Genomic DNA, 14,288 nt, shown 5'->3' with positions numbered 1-14,288 from the left:
TGCGTACTACGCCTCGGTACGGCCCGTCCCTTCGCGATCACGTTGGTAATGGTGCGCCAATGGCAGCGCCGGTAGCCAGGACTCGCGGCGGATGGTCCACAGCTCATAGGTCGGCTTGAACTGGTTCGGCGCGTCCAGCGAGCCGACATTCACTTCAATCTCATCCCCCGAACGCGCTAGTACCGGCGAACCACAGCGCGGGCAAAAGACCCGCCCTTGATACTCGCCGAGAGTCCCGCTGACGGTCACCGCCTTCTCCGGAAATATTGCCGATGCGTGAAACAATGCGCCGTGATGTTTGCGGCAGTCGAGGCAATGGCAAATGCCGATACGGTAAGGTTGGCCCGCGGCTTCGAAGCGAACATCGCCGCACAGGCAACCGCCGGTTAATGGGGTCATGGTGTCTATCCTCTGCCAGACTTTGTTCAGCCTTTGAACATAGCAGCCGTACAAGCGAACGCTCACAATTTCGGAGACAGCGCCATGCCCTCCCTTGAATCCACCTTGTTGCAGAGCTGGCACGCCAACGCTGAAGCCTGGATCGAGGTGATCCGCAGCGGTGCCATCGGAAGCCGTCAGCAGGTCACCGATCAGGCGATCCTGCTGGCGATCATGGGCCGCCAACCGGAACGCGTGGCTGGATCTGGGTTGCGGCGAAGGCTGGTTGTTGCGCGCGCTGGCGGATCGCGGCATTGATGCGGCGGGTGTCGACGGCGATGCAAGGCTGATCGAGGCGGCACGCGCGGCCGGTTCGACAAAGGTGCATGTCGCCCGTTACGCGGCGCTGGTCGACGCCGAGATTGATGTTGGCCGTGATTACGATTTGATCTGTGCCAACTTTTCGCTGCTGCATCAGGACATCATCCCGCTGCTTGCTGCGATGCATGCGTTGCTGGTTCCCGGCGGCGCCATCATCATTCAGACCCTGCATCCGTGGGCCGTGGCGGCCGGCAATTATCAGGATGGCTGGCGTGAAGAATCGTTCGCCGCGTTCAAGGGCCAGTGGCAGCCGATGCCGTGGTATTTCCGCACGCTGTCGAGCTGGTGCAACGCGCTGGACATGGCCGGGTTTCACATGCTCGGTTTGCAGGAGCCGCAGCATCCGCAAAGCCCGGTGCCACAGTCGTTACTGATGATCGCCGAACGGCGCTGACTTCCTGCACATCCTGACTGAGTCACAGACATTGTGAGAGCTGGCTTGCCAGCGATGGCGGTGGCTCAGGCAACATCACTTCTGAACGTGTCGGCTCATCGCTGGCGAGCCAGCTCCCACAGGTTCAGGGTGTTGCTGAATTGCACTGCACTTGTCGATCTACGGCACCGCCAGTCGACCAAGGACTGACTACGCTGTAAATCCCGCGTGTCTAACCTGCCGAGGATGACTGCCATGCAACGTTTCCAGAAAATCACACCGTGCCTGTGGTTCGATGATCAGGCCGAAGCGGCTGCGAAGTTCTATTGCTCGATCTTCGATCATTCGAAAATCACCGGACTGACCCACTACAGCAAGGTCGGCGAGCAATTCCACGGCAAGCCGGAAGGCGCGGTGATGACCGTCAGTTTCGAACTCGACGGCCACAGTTTCACCGGTCTCAATGGCGGGCCGATGTTCAAGTTCAGCGAGGCGATTTCGTTTCAGGTCAACTGCCAGAATCAGGAAGAAATCGACCACTTCTGGGGCAACCTGTCGGCCGGTGGCCCGGTCGAGGCCCAGCAATGCGGCTGGCTCAAGGACAGGTTCGGCGTGTCGTGGCAGATCGTGCCGGTGGCGTTCATGCACATGATGCAGGACCCTGACACCAGCAAGTCGCAACGGGCAATGCAGGCCATGTTCACGATGAAAAAAACTCGACATCGCTGAACTGGAGCGGGCCTTTGCCGGCCAGAGCTAATACACTCCGGGTCTGGCCTGCCGGGAACCATAACGATGAAACACGCTGCCGCCAAAAATCCTCAAAAAGCCCCACGCTTCTGGCGGGACGATGCCCTGCCCTTCATCGAAGCGCGGGCCATCGCCGATGGTCGTGAGGTCTGCTACTCACGCCATTCCCATGCGCACTTTTCCATCGGCGCGATCACGGCCGGGCGCAGCATTTATGTGCATGAGCAATCGACATTCGAAGTGGCCGCCGGCACCGTGGTGCTGATGAATCCGGGCGACGTGCATGCCTGCAATCCGATCGATGATCAGCCGTGGTCGTACTTGATGTTGTATGTCGATACGCCATGGCTGACCGATCTGCAGCATCAGTTGGGGTTCAGTGCCGAACTTGAGTTTCGCCGATTTGCCACCACGCACCTGGATGACCTGCGACTGTTTCGTGACCTGCAAGGGCTTTACGCCCTATTGGTCGATGAGCAGCAGGACGCACAGCGTAAACACAGCGCAGCGGTGGAGTTTTTCAGTGATTTGCAATGGCGCCTGAACCCGGCTGAACCGGCGCTGCGCGAACCGAATTTCAAGCTCGAACGCGCCGCCGATTTCATCCGCGAACATTGCACTGACCTGCTCAGCCTGGAGGACATCTGCACGGCGGCGCAGTTATCAGCGTCGTATCTGATCCGCGCATTCAAGCAGCATTACGGCATGACGCCGCACGCGTTTCTGGTCAACCAGCGCATCCAGTTTGCCCGCGAACGCCTGCGCAGCGGCCAGCTGATTGCCGATGTTGCACTGGAAGCAGGGTTTGCCGATCAGGCGCATTTTCAGCGCGCGTTCAAACAGCATCTGGCCGCGACACCCGGCCAATATCGCGGCTGACCATCGACTTCGGGCTCACGGCAACAGCAGATAAACCGCGCTCGCCGCCAGCAACAAGGCCATCAAGCGATTGAACAGGCGCATCCCCGCCGGATTGCCCAGATACCCCCGCAAAAACGTTCCGGCGTACACCCAGCAACCGACCGACAGATAACAGATCACCAGATACACTGCGGCGAACTGCCAGACCAGCCGCGCCTCGCCATCGGCGACAAACGCGCCCATCCCTGCCACACAGGCCAGCCACGCTTTCGGGTTGAGCCATTGCATCACCGCGCCGTACAGCATCGACGGCGCCCGCCCCGCTTCGCCGGCATGCAACTGGCCGTCATCGGCAGCCAGCTTCCAGGCCATGAACAACAGAAACGCCACCCCGGCCAATTGCACCACCCGGGTCAGGAATGGCCACAGTTTCAGGACTTCATGCAGGCCCAACCCCATCAGCACCAGCAACAGCACAAAGCCCAGCGTCGCCCCCGCCACATGCCGCTGACTGGCCCGAAAGCCGTATTGCGCCCCGGAACTCAGCGCGACGATATTTACCGGCCCCGGGGTTATGGATGCCACCAGCGCAAACGCCGCCATCGACACAATCAGACTCATTACGCACCTGCTGCAAATTGGGGAACAAGGAGCCAACAGTAGACAGCGCCGTGCGCCCGCGTATTGAACAAAATCACCCACGACCCGCGCCACCACTCAGGCCATTGAAACCGGCGACGAAGTTTCTGTTGCCACTTAATACCTCAAACAGACATCTCGGCACTTTCAAAAACAACTTGCAACTTAAAACAAAAAACCAACTTTGCTCGATGTTTTATATTCCCGACCCCTTCACAACCAGCCACGTTAACCTGGCTGATTGCCGCACTAACCAACACGGACCAGAACAACTCAATATGGATATTAACCGCAACCTTTTTTGCAACGACCCCCGCATCGGCCGACGAAGTAGAACGATTGAAAATCGCCAGGGCTCTGGAGAACCGAAATTTCCTTCGACAATCTTTTCGTGCTGAAGAAGACCTCATGCAACTCGCTACGGAAGTGGTGTCGGGAAGTCGTTTCGACAGCGAACATCTCGCTGGCAAATTATTGCTGCGCTCACTCAGCAAACATCCGGAATTCATTGAATTCATTGCCTCCTTCGACCTTCCTGCCGATCACTTTTTCATGGTCAGAAGCAATGGTGAAGTTTACGCCGCCTATGAGGAATTCGGTGCTACGGGCTTTTACATCCAATCCACCATCATTACCGACGAACTGTATGAGATCGAATCTTTACGGAACGATATCGAACTCCTGTCGAAAACCGCATGGCGTTCTGGCGGCATTATTTCTTCCAGCGCTACGGTGCCACTGCGCAACTGGCTGGCGTTTCAGGAAATCGATCCGCCCAACGACTACGCAGACCTTGCAAACTTGATTGACTGCCTCAACTTCAAAATGCCCGCACCGCCAAAATTCGCTAACTACTGGGGTATTTCCGAGGAGACTCAGGATGTCGCCCTGATCATCGAGCCCGCACAGTATCCTGTGATCATGCAGGTCGTGCGAAAGTTGATGGCCGACCTGGGGCGGCATTCCGAACCGTTGATCAACTACCTGACGGATGTGGTGCTCAAGAGAAAAAGCGGCGCCTTGCTGCAGGAAGATCCGCGACTGGCGTGGGAGTATTTGATGCAAACGAGCGAGGCACACCGTCTGGCTCAGAGCTGTTTCGATGCACTTCTGATCGAAGGCAAGGCCCCCACAATAACGGAGGTCACCCGCAGCCGGCTGTTGCTGGCCGCGGTCGTGCTGGACCTGGACATGGGCTCGGAGGAACGGGTCGAAACTCATCGAAGTCTGCGTTATGAATCGCTGTATGTGCATGAAACCCCGGCGCAGGCGCGGACTCGTCTCAAGCGCCACTTTGAGCAGATCAACCGCGTCAGTCTGTTTGCCGCTTACCTGGCAGTGGAACTGGTGCTGGCGGGGCAATCACCAGAGTTTCTGGTCGTTACCCCGCCGACACTGCTGATCGGCTCACCAGGCTGGGTCATGTTGCGCAAGGCGGTCATGCTGACAGAAAGGATCGCTCCCGGGTTGTCGCGCAAACTGTCTTATGAGCAACTGATGAAATTTGCCGAACTGGCGCCGCTCAGCGATGCACAACGCTCCCTGCATCAATTACTCAATCTGCAGTGCGTGCTGGATTGGGCAAACATCAACGAAGTGATGCTCCGTGAAGATTCGACATTATCCGAAGCACAAATCGCAACAGCGGCAATGAATCACTACAACACATATGCCGATGAACTGGAGGCGGCACTGAAGTCTATAACCACTGCGCCGGCCAGCCGAAGGAACCTGGCGCAGCAAACGCTGTTCGATGCCGACATCAACCACCATCAGGAGGTATTTCGTTCGCCGCACAATAAAGGGGGACTGATCAGCGACACGGTGATCAATCTTTACCTTGCCAACCAGTTACACCGTAAAAACCTCACCAGCACATCGACCCGGCGCAATTTGCACGACGTGCATCCGACATTGGCCAGCCTTGCGCCAGTCAATCAATTGTATGCCGCAAAGATCAAGGGGCAGCACGAAACCTTCAAGTCGGGAATCAGCACCATGATCCGGCTGGCATTTTCCCGCCTCGGCCTGAGTGATCGAGAAGCACTGACACAGGGCGCATTAACGCTCTACCTGGTGCGCGGTAACCGCAATATCCCCGGGCACAGCGCCGACCACTTCTCGCCGCACGGGGTGGTCATCCTGTGCCGTCACCAATCGAAAAACCATTGCTATGAGTTGTTCCCGTTACAAGGACTGTGCCGCAAAAGCGATCGCCTGGCCGAGGCTTTCGCCAGCGGTCATATATTTAACGAAGACACAGCAAGCTTCGACGGAGCGACCAACGGCAAGAACGGGAACTTCCCGCGCCTTACCTATCTGGAAAACATCATTACCGAGCACGCGGCGTACTTTCAGGGTGCAACGCCTTCCCAGAGCGAACAGGCAGACATCAATAAACTACTGCCGCGCCGCCACTGGGAACTGGCCGAACATGCAGATGTTCACGAGTTCGGCATGCTGCTTGATCGGTTTGGTCAATTTGCGCCATACGACAAAGAGTCAGCCTGGTACACATCGCCAATGGAAAGTTACCAATCGCCGAGGCTGAAAGACATTGCCGACTTCATTGCGCAAAAGAACCCGCCGATCACCTACGACGAATACTACCGGATGGGCTATGACCAGACTGAATACGAGGAAAAGCAGGAAGCGTACGAGCGCGTTGCCAACATCATTCTGAATATCTTCATTCCATTCAGAGGCTGTATCCAGCAACTGACTTCGGATGATCCGGATAAACGCAGCGGGGCCGCCTTCAGTTGCGTCATCGACGCCCTCGCGGTGTCCTTCGTCTTTATCGGCGCGGCCGGTGCGCTGGCAAAGGCAGTGGCAAGCAGCACCAGGCTGCTCAGCCTGGGGCGCGTGGCCGGCAGTGTTCTGGTGTCAATCTTCAACCCCGTCGACGGTGTTCCCCAAGTGATCGTCGGCGCCGGGAAGCTGGCAGGCAAAGGCGCGCTGAAACTCAGCCAGGCTGGCAGTTCGATCAGCATGACAGCCGCCCGCCAGTTGCGTCGACTGACGACCACCAGCAGTGGCTCCTACGACCTGGTCAAAGCGTTGAGCAAGTCCGGGGCGGCGGCCGAGATTCGCATGACCCTGCCGACGGTGGCTCATGCGCGGGCACTGTTCAAGGATGACGCTCTGGAAACTGTCGAACAGATCGTCACACGACTGAGTCAGGACGTTATATCCGTCCCCAAGGGCAGCAATGCGACAGAGCTGCAGCATCTTTTCAATACTGCAACGAGGGAAGCGGCTGCGCCGTCAAAGGGATTCCAGCAACTGGAATCGTTAATAGGCCACGCCGCAGCGAACAACGTATTAATCACGTTCACAAAAAACAAGGGTCCCCGGTTCGATGGAACGAAGTTCACCACAAAAGCCCATGACTATTCCGACACACTCGGGTTCATGGCCGAGCTTGAATCAAAGAAAGTCATCTACCTCAATAATCATCAGCAAAACGTCTTGAAGCTGGATCTTGGCAAGCCGCCCTACACCGACGTGATGCCAGAATCGTCGTTCAACCCGCAGGGTTTCTCCGACAATGCGCAGCGAGCCGGGGCGTGGATGGTCAAAGGCTCGACCTCCGACAACGACCTGGCGCACATTGTGGCGATCCTGCGTGAGTATGCGGGCAACAACAAATCCCTGACCGACGCGACCGTGGTTAAAGAGATCAACGCTCGACTGGTTCCTGAATTGGCGGGGTCTGTGCGCGATGTCGGACAGCCAACAAAATATGGTGGCACCATTAGCGGTTTTGCTGCTCTGGAACGACATCTGAAAACGCTCGATGCCGCCCATGAGCACTTCGACAAACACTTGCTGGCGGCCATCGCCGGGTTTCAAGGCTTCGGCGACGGCAATGGTCGTACCGCCAGCGCGGTGTATGCGATCAGCCAGCTGCGCAACCAGCGATTTGTACCGATGCCGAAACACGTGTTCATGTCGTTGAGCGACCTGGGCTGACCACTCAAAATCCGTGCCCCGTTTAACGAGGCACGGATTGTTTCATTCACCGGCAAGCATCGCCGGCACGGTAAACCGAAACTCCGTGCCCTCACCCGGCTCACTGCTGGCCTCGATGCGTCCGCCGTGAGCTTCAACAATCCCCTGCGTGATGTACAGACCCAGTCCGGTTCCGGTCGGGTTGCCCTCCTTCACCGTCCAGTAGCGGTCAAACACCCGCGCCAGGTTTTCCTTGGGAATGCCTTCACCGGTATCGCGCACGGTAAACACGATTTCCTTGCCGTCAGACTTGGCCAGCACGCCCACCGAACCTTTGCGCGGGGTGAACTTGATCGCGTTGCCGATCAGGTTCGACAGCACCTGAAACAGGCGCTCCGGGTCGGCATGGATTTTCAGGTCGGGGTCGGCCTGGAACGAGATGCTGATGTCCTTGTCCAGCGCCAGCGGCCCCAGCAGGGATTGCGTTTCCTCGAACATCTGCCCGACGTCCAGGGTCTGCGGGGCGATGGTGTAGCGCCCGGCGTCGATTTTCGAGGTGTCGAGCAAGTCTTCGAGCAGCGTGTTCATCCGCCCCGCCGCCTGTTGCATGGTGTCGATCGCGGTGGAGATGCGCCGCGAAGTGTGCGGGCCGTCGGAACTGAAGGTCTTCTGCATCATGCCGCAGAGCATGGAAATCACGGTCATCGGATTGCGCAAGTCGTGGGAAACCACCGCCACCAGCTCATCCCGGGCGCGCACCGCTTCCTGCTCGCGGTGCACCTGCCGGGCCAGGTCGTTTTCCAGTGCGGAGCGGCGCAGGTCATTGGCCGCAAACAGATCGCCGTGGCTCCACTTGGTGGAGATCCCGGCCATCTCGACTTTCCAGATTTCGAACGAGGTGCGCGGGCGCAGACGCAGGCCGGCATCGGAGTTTTCCAGGTCCAGCGGCTTGCGCGGATCACCGCTCCAGTTGATGTTCTCCTTGACCTCGGGGCGGAACCACAACACGCCGTTGTCCACCGGTTTGGGCAGGCTCATGGCGAGCACGCCGCTGGCCACTTGCTGAAACTGCGCGGCCGGCGGATAGACGCTGGCCAAATGATGACTGGCGAACACCGGCTCGCCGGTTTCCTGCAGCCACTTGTGCAGGGCGCGAATGTCTTCCGGTTCCGGGCAGTTGCCGTAACGGTGCAACTGCTTGTCTTCGATGATCGCAATGCCCCCGGCCCCGGCCAGTACCATCAACACTTGCGGCTGTTGCGCCAGGCCATCGAAGACGTTTTGCGGCGAGTCGATCATGGCCTGATTGAGCAATGCCAGTGCCTCGACCTTTTCTTCCCGCTGACGGCTGAGTTCCAGCGCCTCCATCGCGCTGATCTGCAGCGACAGCACCTGACCGATGGTCTGACAGGCACTGCGCAACTCGTGCGGCACATGCAGCGGCTGGCGGTTGCCACAGCTGATCAGGCCCCAGAGTTTGTCACCCTTGAGCAGCGAGATGCTCATCGACGACAGAACGCCCATGTTTTTCATGTACTGACAATGAATCGGCGAGACACTGCGCAGGGTGGCGAAACTCAGGTCCAGCGGGGTCTGGGTGTCCGGGCGCAGCTTGGGCACCAGCGGCACTGGCTGATAATCGGCATTCGGGATGATCCGCAGCCAGTTGGTGCGATACAGTTCGCGCGCTTGCTCGGGGATGTCCGAAGCCGGGAAGAACAGGCCGTTGAACACTTCCATCGACGGATCGGACGCCTCGGCGATCACCTGGCCGTGGCCCTCCTCTTCGAAGCGGTAGATCAGCACCCGGTCGTAACCGGTCATCGCCTGGATTTCCTTGACGCTGATGTCATACAGCGCCTGCAATGTGGTGGCTGCCTGCAAGCGCTGGAGCATGCGGCCCAGATGGGTCCGGTTGCCGGCGACGTTACGCGGCTGGAAGTTTTCGACGTGGATTTCCAGTTCCAGAATCAACACGCCTTGATGACGGTGCAGCAGACCTTCGAACGCGGTGCCGTTGAGGCGGAAATGCAGCGGTCCGGCATCGGCAAATACCGGTTGTTGCAACGCCTCGCGCACGACCGCCGCGTGCGTCTCACCTAGCAATTCGTGCAGTGGCTGGCCGATCAGTTCTTGCGCCGGGCGTGCCAGCAGGGTCTCGACGTTGGCGCTGATCTGAATGATGTCCAGCGCCGGCTCGCTCAGGGTCAGCAGCAGGCCATGGGGCTGGATGGCACCCGGAAAACGGATCGGTTCGTCGGCACAGTTGGCCAGCAGTTCTTCAAAGGCTTCTTGGTCTTGCGGGTTCATGCCAGTACCTCCCGGCTTTCGAGCCAGCGCTCGAAACAACTGAATGTGGATTGGGCCGCCGCAACCACGGCTTCACGTTCATCCGCACTCAGCGGTCGACTGCCCAGGTAATCAATGAAATCGCGCCAGCGGCGGCCGGTGGCAGCGCCGTAAACGTCGAGGAATGCCGCGCCGTTGTCGGCGTCCAGACGCAACCGCAAAGCGATTTCGCGACGCAGGATCTGCCCGCCGAGGGTTGCCCCTTCCAGCACGTACAGCACACCCAGGCAAGTCGGCCCGGAGTCGATCACGGGCAACGTCTGACACTGTGGCAAACGGGCGATGGTCTCGGTCGTGAGGCCCAGAGCCTGCAAATCATCGAGCAAAATCTGCGATTTGAGGCGTGGCGAAAGATCGAAATCCACCGGGATCGCGCCGCTGTCGAGCAATGCGTTTTCCAATGGCCGATAAAAGCCGTAATAAGCCTGCATCAACCGTACGAAAGCGTTGGAATCGAGGGTATTGGAGAAAAAAGGAAGACGTTTTTCCAGTGCGATGTGCAGTTCGGCAGTGCCGGCTCGCAGATCTTGCAGCACCGGCGGCACATAAACTTCACGGGCCTTTGCTTGCATGTAAATCGCTCTTGGTGGGGCCGCTTCGGGGCCGGCAGGGTGTTTGCAGCTTTGGACGAATATTACACGGCAAACGCCTTTTTCTGACTTGGCGCATAGATTTTTCTGACGAAACCAGCGCCTTCAGACTTTTGAGAGTTCCGGCCAATCGGAAAAGTTCGACTGGATTGAAGGAACTGCCAAGGCTGTACCGCGACAGCGCCGCGCGACTGTATGGGTCAACGCGGCCGCCGCCTGTGATAAAAAAGCGGCATCGCTTCTGGAGCCCACATCCATGGATCTCGCCACGCTTACGCTGTTTCTGCCGGCCTGCTTTGCCTTGAACATGGCCCCCGGCCCGAACAATTTGCTGTCGGTCAGCAATGCCACCCGCTATGGCTATCGCCGGGCCTGCGCCGCCGGTATCGGGCGGATTATCGCGTTCGCCGGGATGATCGCCCTCGCCGGCGCCGGACTGTCAGTGGTGCTGCAGACCTCGGAATGGCTGTTCCATGCGATCAAGATCATCGGCGCGGCGTATCTGCTGTACCTGGCCTGGCAACTGTGGCGCGCCAATCCCGAGGCCGAGCAGCAAGTGGCGGGAGCGTCGGTGGGATTCTGGCGCCTGGCGCGTCAGGAGTTTCTGGTGGCGGCGGGCAATCCGAAAGCGATTTTGCTGTTCACCGCGTTCCTGCCGCAATTCGTCGACCCGAGCCGCCCGGTGCCGGCGCAATTCGCCGTGCTCGGTACACTGTTCCTGCTGCTGGAATGGATCGCGATCGGTGCCTATGCGTGGATGGGTCTGCATATGCGCCGCTGGTTCGCCGAGCCGCGCGGTAAACGGATCTTCAACCGGTGCTGTGCAGGGCTGCTGTCGGCGGCCGCTTCAGTGCTGTTGTTCGCCAAGCGCGCTTAAGCCTCGGACGGGCCTTTGAGTTCGACCTGATTGCCGTCCGGGTCGAAGCAATACAGCGACAGGCCGTAGCCTTCGGCGCCGAAGCGTCGGGCGGCTTTTTCCACGGTCAGACCGTGTGCCTGCAAGTGCTCGGTCAGCGCAAATTCATCGAACGGCTCGATGCGCAGGCAGAAGTGATCGACGTTGCGCCGCTCGGTCCCGGCGGCACCGCCGCCCTTCCTGCCCAGCTCGCCTTGCAAGTCGACGAGATCGATCATCGAAGTCCCGGCGCGCAGGTGCACCAGACCCAGCGGCTCGTTGTGCCTGACCACCTCGGCACCAAAGACCTGGCAGTAAAAATCGATACTGCGCTGCAGATCGGCGACGCGCAGGACGATGTGATCAATATGTTGAATCGAAAACGGATGCATAAACTCGACACCTCACCCACTCTGTAGGAGCTGCCGAAGGCTGCGATCTTTTGCTTTTTGATTTTAAGAAACAAGATCAAAAGATCGCAGCCTGCGGCAGCTCCTACACGGTAGTTCAGAGGTTCTGGAAATTCACTGTCGATTTTTCGGTGGAGCCATCGAAATCCTGGATTTAAGCTCTGGCCATGAACATACAAACCGCACTGCTGCCGCCCCACGCCGAGATGGTTCGCGCCATGCTCGAACGCGACACCGCCTACGAGGGGGTGTTCTTCACGGCCGTGAAAACCACCGGGATCTTCTGCCGCCCCAGTTGCACGGCGCGCAAGCCGAAGCCGGAAAACGTCGAATTTTTCACCCATGCCGATGAGTGCCTGAGCGCCGGTTATCGCGCCTGCCTGCGCTGCAAGCCGCTGGACGCTGCGGCCATCGCGCCCGATTGGGTGCAGCGCCTGCTCAAAGCCGTCGATGCCGACCCCGAAATGCGCTGGAGCGACGCCCAGTTGCTGGCCGAAGGCATCGAACCGCTGAAGCTGCGGCGCTGGTTCAAGCAGCACTTCGGCATGACCTTCCATGCCTGGCTGCGCACGCGCCGGCTCGGCATGGCGCTGGGTGGCATTCGCCAGGGCGCCTCGATTGATCACGCGGCATTTGATTCCGGCTATGAATCACTCAGCGGTTTTCGTGACGCATTCCAGAAATCCTTCCACATCACGCCGGGACGCGCGGCCAACAGCGAACCGCTGCTGTTCACCCGCCTGACCACACCACTGGGGCCGATGATCGCCATGGCCGAACGTCGGGGACTGGTGTTACTGGAGTTTCTCGACCGCCCGGCGCTGACCCGCGAGGTTGAGGAATTGCAGGCCCGTCACGGCTACGTGGTCGCACCGGGGCACGATGCCCATCTGCAGCAGATCGAACAACAACTGAAGGAATACTTCGCCGGTACCCGCAGTGTCTTCAGCGTGCCACTGCACCTGCCCGGCAGCACGTTCGACCGGCAAGTCTGGAACGAACTGCTGAACATCCCCTTCGGCCACACCAGCACCTACGGTGCCATCGCGGCACGTTTGGGCAAACCCGGCGCCAGTCGCGCGGTGGGGTTGGCCAACGGGCACAATCGGTTGTCGATCGTGGTGCCGTGCCATCGGGTGATTGGCGCGGATGGCTCACTGACCGGCTATGGTGGTGGGCAGCCGCGCAAGGCGTTTCTGCTGAGGCTGGAAAACGCTGCGGTGCAGATCACACAACCCCTGGCTTTCTGACACTTCGCTCCACTCACAAGAAGGGATTTCGATGAACGCGCTCGACACTCGGTTCCACCAGTTACACCAGGAAGGTCTACTGATCCTGACCAACGTCGCCGACGCCACTGGCGCGCGACTGGTCGAGCACGCGGGCGGTAAAGCGGTCGCGACCAGCAGCGCGGCAGTCGCGTGGGCGCATGGCTACCCAGACGGCAACACCCTGCCCCTTGAACGGTTGATTTCAACCGTGGAATCCATCGCGCGGGTGATCCAGGTGCCGCTGAGCGTGGACATCGAGGCCGGTTATTCCGATGACCTCGGGCGCGTGACCGAAGTCATTGATGCGGTGCTCGCTGCCGGTGCGGTCGGGATCAATATCGAGGACGGCAGCGGCGCCCCGGAACTGTTGGCACGCAAGATCGAAGTCGCCCGCGAAGCCGCTCGCAAGCGCAATGTGAAGCTGTTCATCAACGCCCGCACGGACGTCTACCTCAAGGGTCTGGTACCGGCTGAGGATCGCGTCGCCGAAACCCTGCGCCGTTCGGCGTTGTATCAGGCGGCTGGGGCTGATGGGCTGTTTGCCGCTGGCGTGACCGCCGCTTATGAAATCGAGGCAATCTGCAAGGGCACGTCACTGCCGGTGAACGTGCTCGGCTTCGCCTGCCTGCCCTCGCCGACCGAGCTGCACGCCCTGGGCGTGCGGCGCTTGAGCGCCGGGTCCGGGATCGCCGAATTCCTCTATGGCGCGATGGGTGCTCTGGTGAAAAGCTTCCTCGCCAGCGGCAAGCTCGATACCCATGATCTGAAGGCGCTGACCTACGGCGAAGTCAACGGTCTGCTGAAATAGCATGCCGGATCGTTATCAGGCGGCCAGTGAGTTTCTGGCCGCGCTCGACGAGGACTGGCAACGCCACATTGCCGCCGTCGGCCCCTGCCTGCATCAACCGCACCCGACGCGTGATCCGTATCAGTCGCTGGTGCGGGCGATTGCCTATCAGCAACTGCACGCCAAGGCCGGGGACGCGATTGTCGGGCGCCTGGTGGCGTTGTTTCCCGGGCAGACGTTTCCCCGGCCTGAACAGATTCTCGCGACCGACTTTGATCAACTGCGCGGCTGCGGCTTTTCGGCGGGCAAGATTGCAACGATTCAGGGCATCGCCCAGGCAGCGCTGGACGGCGTGGTACCGGACTACCCCACCGCGCTGGCGATGGACGATGAGGCGCTGATTGAACGTCTGGTCAGCCTGCGCGGGGTTGGCCGCTGGACGGTGGAGATGCTGCTGATCTACAGCCTGGAACGCATGGATATTTTGCCGGCGGATGACTTTGGCGTGCGCGAGGGCTATCGCCGATTGAAGGGGCTGGAGGTGCAGCCGACGCGCAAGCAAATGATCGAGATCGGCTTGGCGTGGAGCCGTATCGGACGGTGGCGGCCTGGTACCTGTGGCGCCTACCAAAAACCCTGTAGGAGCTGCC

Annotated in this window: 10 protein-coding genes and 3 pseudogenes; 8 read left to right on the top strand and 5 right to left on the bottom strand. The window is 59.6% G+C overall.

Annotated features, from left to right (window positions below):
• Positions 1–6 precede the first annotated feature (6 nt).
• The gene (locus HT737_RS26990) at positions 7–399 is read right to left on the bottom strand and encodes a GFA family protein (protein WP_047293682.1); all 393 of its coding nucleotides are present in this window, start codon (positions 397–399) and stop codon (positions 7–9) included.
• A gap of 84 nt (positions 400–483) precedes the next feature.
• Here HT737_RS26990 and HT737_RS26985 point away from each other — a divergent pair.
• From HT737_RS26985 to HT737_RS26975, 3 genes and pseudogenes are all read left to right on the top strand, one after another.
• Positions 484–1,153, top strand: a pseudogene (locus HT737_RS26985) (class I SAM-dependent methyltransferase).
• A 234-nt stretch (positions 1,154–1,387) separates the two neighbouring features.
• Positions 1,388–1,892: pseudogene (locus tag HT737_RS26980) on the top strand (VOC family protein).
• Positions 1,893–1,927: 35 nt separating this feature from the next.
• Positions 1,928–2,761: an AraC family transcriptional regulator gene (locus HT737_RS26975; protein WP_182404352.1), complete on the top strand. Its 834-nt coding sequence runs from the start codon at positions 1,928–1,930 to the stop codon at positions 2,759–2,761.
• Between the two features lie 15 nt (positions 2,762–2,776).
• Here HT737_RS26975 and HT737_RS26970 read toward each other — a convergent pair whose 3' ends face one another.
• On the bottom strand, positions 2,777–3,364 hold the full coding sequence (locus HT737_RS26970; protein ID WP_108182964.1) for a LysE family translocator: 588 nt from the start codon (positions 3,362–3,364) through the stop codon (positions 2,777–2,779).
• 426 nt (positions 3,365–3,790) lie between these two features.
• Here HT737_RS26970 and HT737_RS26965 point away from each other — a divergent pair, with 426 nt between their 5' ends.
• Complete coding sequence (locus HT737_RS26965) at positions 3,791–7,357, top strand: hypothetical protein (RefSeq protein ID WP_182404351.1); 3,567 nt, start codon at positions 3,791–3,793, stop codon at positions 7,355–7,357.
• A gap of 42 nt (positions 7,358–7,399) precedes the next feature.
• Here HT737_RS26965 and HT737_RS26960 read toward each other — a convergent pair whose 3' ends face one another.
• Both HT737_RS26960 and HT737_RS26955 read right to left on the bottom strand, forming a co-directional pair.
• The gene (locus HT737_RS26960; RefSeq protein ID WP_182404350.1) at positions 7,400–9,646 is read right to left on the bottom strand and encodes an ATP-binding protein; all 2,247 of its coding nucleotides are present in this window, start codon (positions 9,644–9,646) and stop codon (positions 7,400–7,402) included.
• Positions 9,643–10,257, bottom strand: a complete 615-nt coding sequence (locus HT737_RS26955; protein ID WP_182404349.1) for a biliverdin-producing heme oxygenase — start codon at positions 10,255–10,257, stop codon at positions 9,643–9,645. The genes HT737_RS26960 and HT737_RS26955 overlap by 4 nt, the downstream gene beginning before the upstream one ends.
• A 274-nt stretch (positions 10,258–10,531) precedes the next feature.
• Between HT737_RS26955 and HT737_RS26950 the strand changes: the two genes are divergently transcribed.
• Complete coding sequence (locus HT737_RS26950) at positions 10,532–11,152, top strand: LysE family translocator (RefSeq protein WP_182404348.1); 621 nt, start codon at positions 10,532–10,534, stop codon at positions 11,150–11,152.
• On the opposite strand, the gene HT737_RS26945 is transcribed toward HT737_RS26950, so the two are convergent.
• Complete coding sequence (locus tag HT737_RS26945) at positions 11,149–11,562, bottom strand: VOC family protein (RefSeq protein ID WP_047293663.1); 414 nt, start codon at positions 11,560–11,562, stop codon at positions 11,149–11,151. The two genes, HT737_RS26950 and HT737_RS26945, sit on opposite strands and share 4 nt — an antisense overlap.
• A gap of 185 nt (positions 11,563–11,747) precedes the next feature.
• Here HT737_RS26945 and HT737_RS26940 point away from each other — a divergent pair, with 185 nt between their 5' ends.
• From HT737_RS26940 to HT737_RS26930, 3 genes and pseudogenes are all read left to right on the top strand, one after another.
• Positions 11,748–12,830 (top strand): bifunctional transcriptional activator/DNA repair enzyme AdaA, encoded by a 1,083-nt coding sequence (locus tag HT737_RS26940; RefSeq protein ID WP_182404347.1) that lies wholly within the window; start codon positions 11,748–11,750, stop codon positions 12,828–12,830.
• Between the two features lie 31 nt (positions 12,831–12,861).
• Positions 12,862–13,659 (top strand): isocitrate lyase/phosphoenolpyruvate mutase family protein, encoded by a 798-nt coding sequence (locus tag HT737_RS26935; RefSeq protein ID WP_047293658.1) that lies wholly within the window; start codon positions 12,862–12,864, stop codon positions 13,657–13,659.
• 1 nt (position 13,660) lies between these two features.
• Positions 13,661–14,280: pseudogene (locus tag HT737_RS26930) on the top strand (DNA-3-methyladenine glycosylase).
• The last annotated feature ends 8 nt before the right edge of the window (positions 14,281–14,288 follow it).

The organism is Pseudomonas sp. MD195_PC81_125, assembly GCF_014060985.1.
Classification (GTDB): domain Bacteria; phylum Pseudomonadota; class Gammaproteobacteria; order Pseudomonadales; family Pseudomonadaceae; genus Aquipseudomonas; species Aquipseudomonas parakoreensis.
The sequence above is the reverse complement of the archived record's forward strand: the minus strand, read 5'-3'. Positions and strand labels throughout refer to the sequence as shown.

Bases quoted from the DNA above. Each gene is read 5' to 3' on its own strand.
- HT737_RS26990 (WP_047293682.1), bottom strand. From the start codon at position 399: ATGACCCCATTAACCGGCGGTTGCCTGTGCGGCGATGTTCGCTTCGAA.
- HT737_RS26975 (WP_182404352.1), top strand. From the start codon at position 1,928: ATGAAACACGCTGCCGCCAAAAATCCTCAAAAAGCCCCACGCTTCTGG.
- HT737_RS26970 (WP_108182964.1), bottom strand. From the start codon at position 3,364: ATGAGTCTGATTGTGTCGATGGCGGCGTTTGCGCTGGTGGCATCCATA.
- HT737_RS26965 (WP_182404351.1), top strand. From the start codon at position 3,791: ATGCAACTCGCTACGGAAGTGGTGTCGGGAAGTCGTTTCGACAGCGAA.
- HT737_RS26960 (WP_182404350.1), bottom strand. From the start codon at position 9,646: ATGAACCCGCAAGACCAAGAAGCCTTTGAAGAACTGCTGGCCAACTGT.
- HT737_RS26955 (WP_182404349.1), bottom strand. From the start codon at position 10,257: ATGCAAGCAAAGGCCCGTGAAGTTTATGTGCCGCCGGTGCTGCAAGAT.
- HT737_RS26950 (WP_182404348.1), top strand. From the start codon at position 10,532: ATGGATCTCGCCACGCTTACGCTGTTTCTGCCGGCCTGCTTTGCCTTG.
- HT737_RS26945 (WP_047293663.1), bottom strand. From the start codon at position 11,562: ATGCATCCGTTTTCGATTCAACATATTGATCACATCGTCCTGCGCGTC.
- HT737_RS26940 (WP_182404347.1), top strand. From the start codon at position 11,748: ATGAACATACAAACCGCACTGCTGCCGCCCCACGCCGAGATGGTTCGC.
- HT737_RS26935 (WP_047293658.1), top strand. From the start codon at position 12,862: ATGAACGCGCTCGACACTCGGTTCCACCAGTTACACCAGGAAGGTCTA.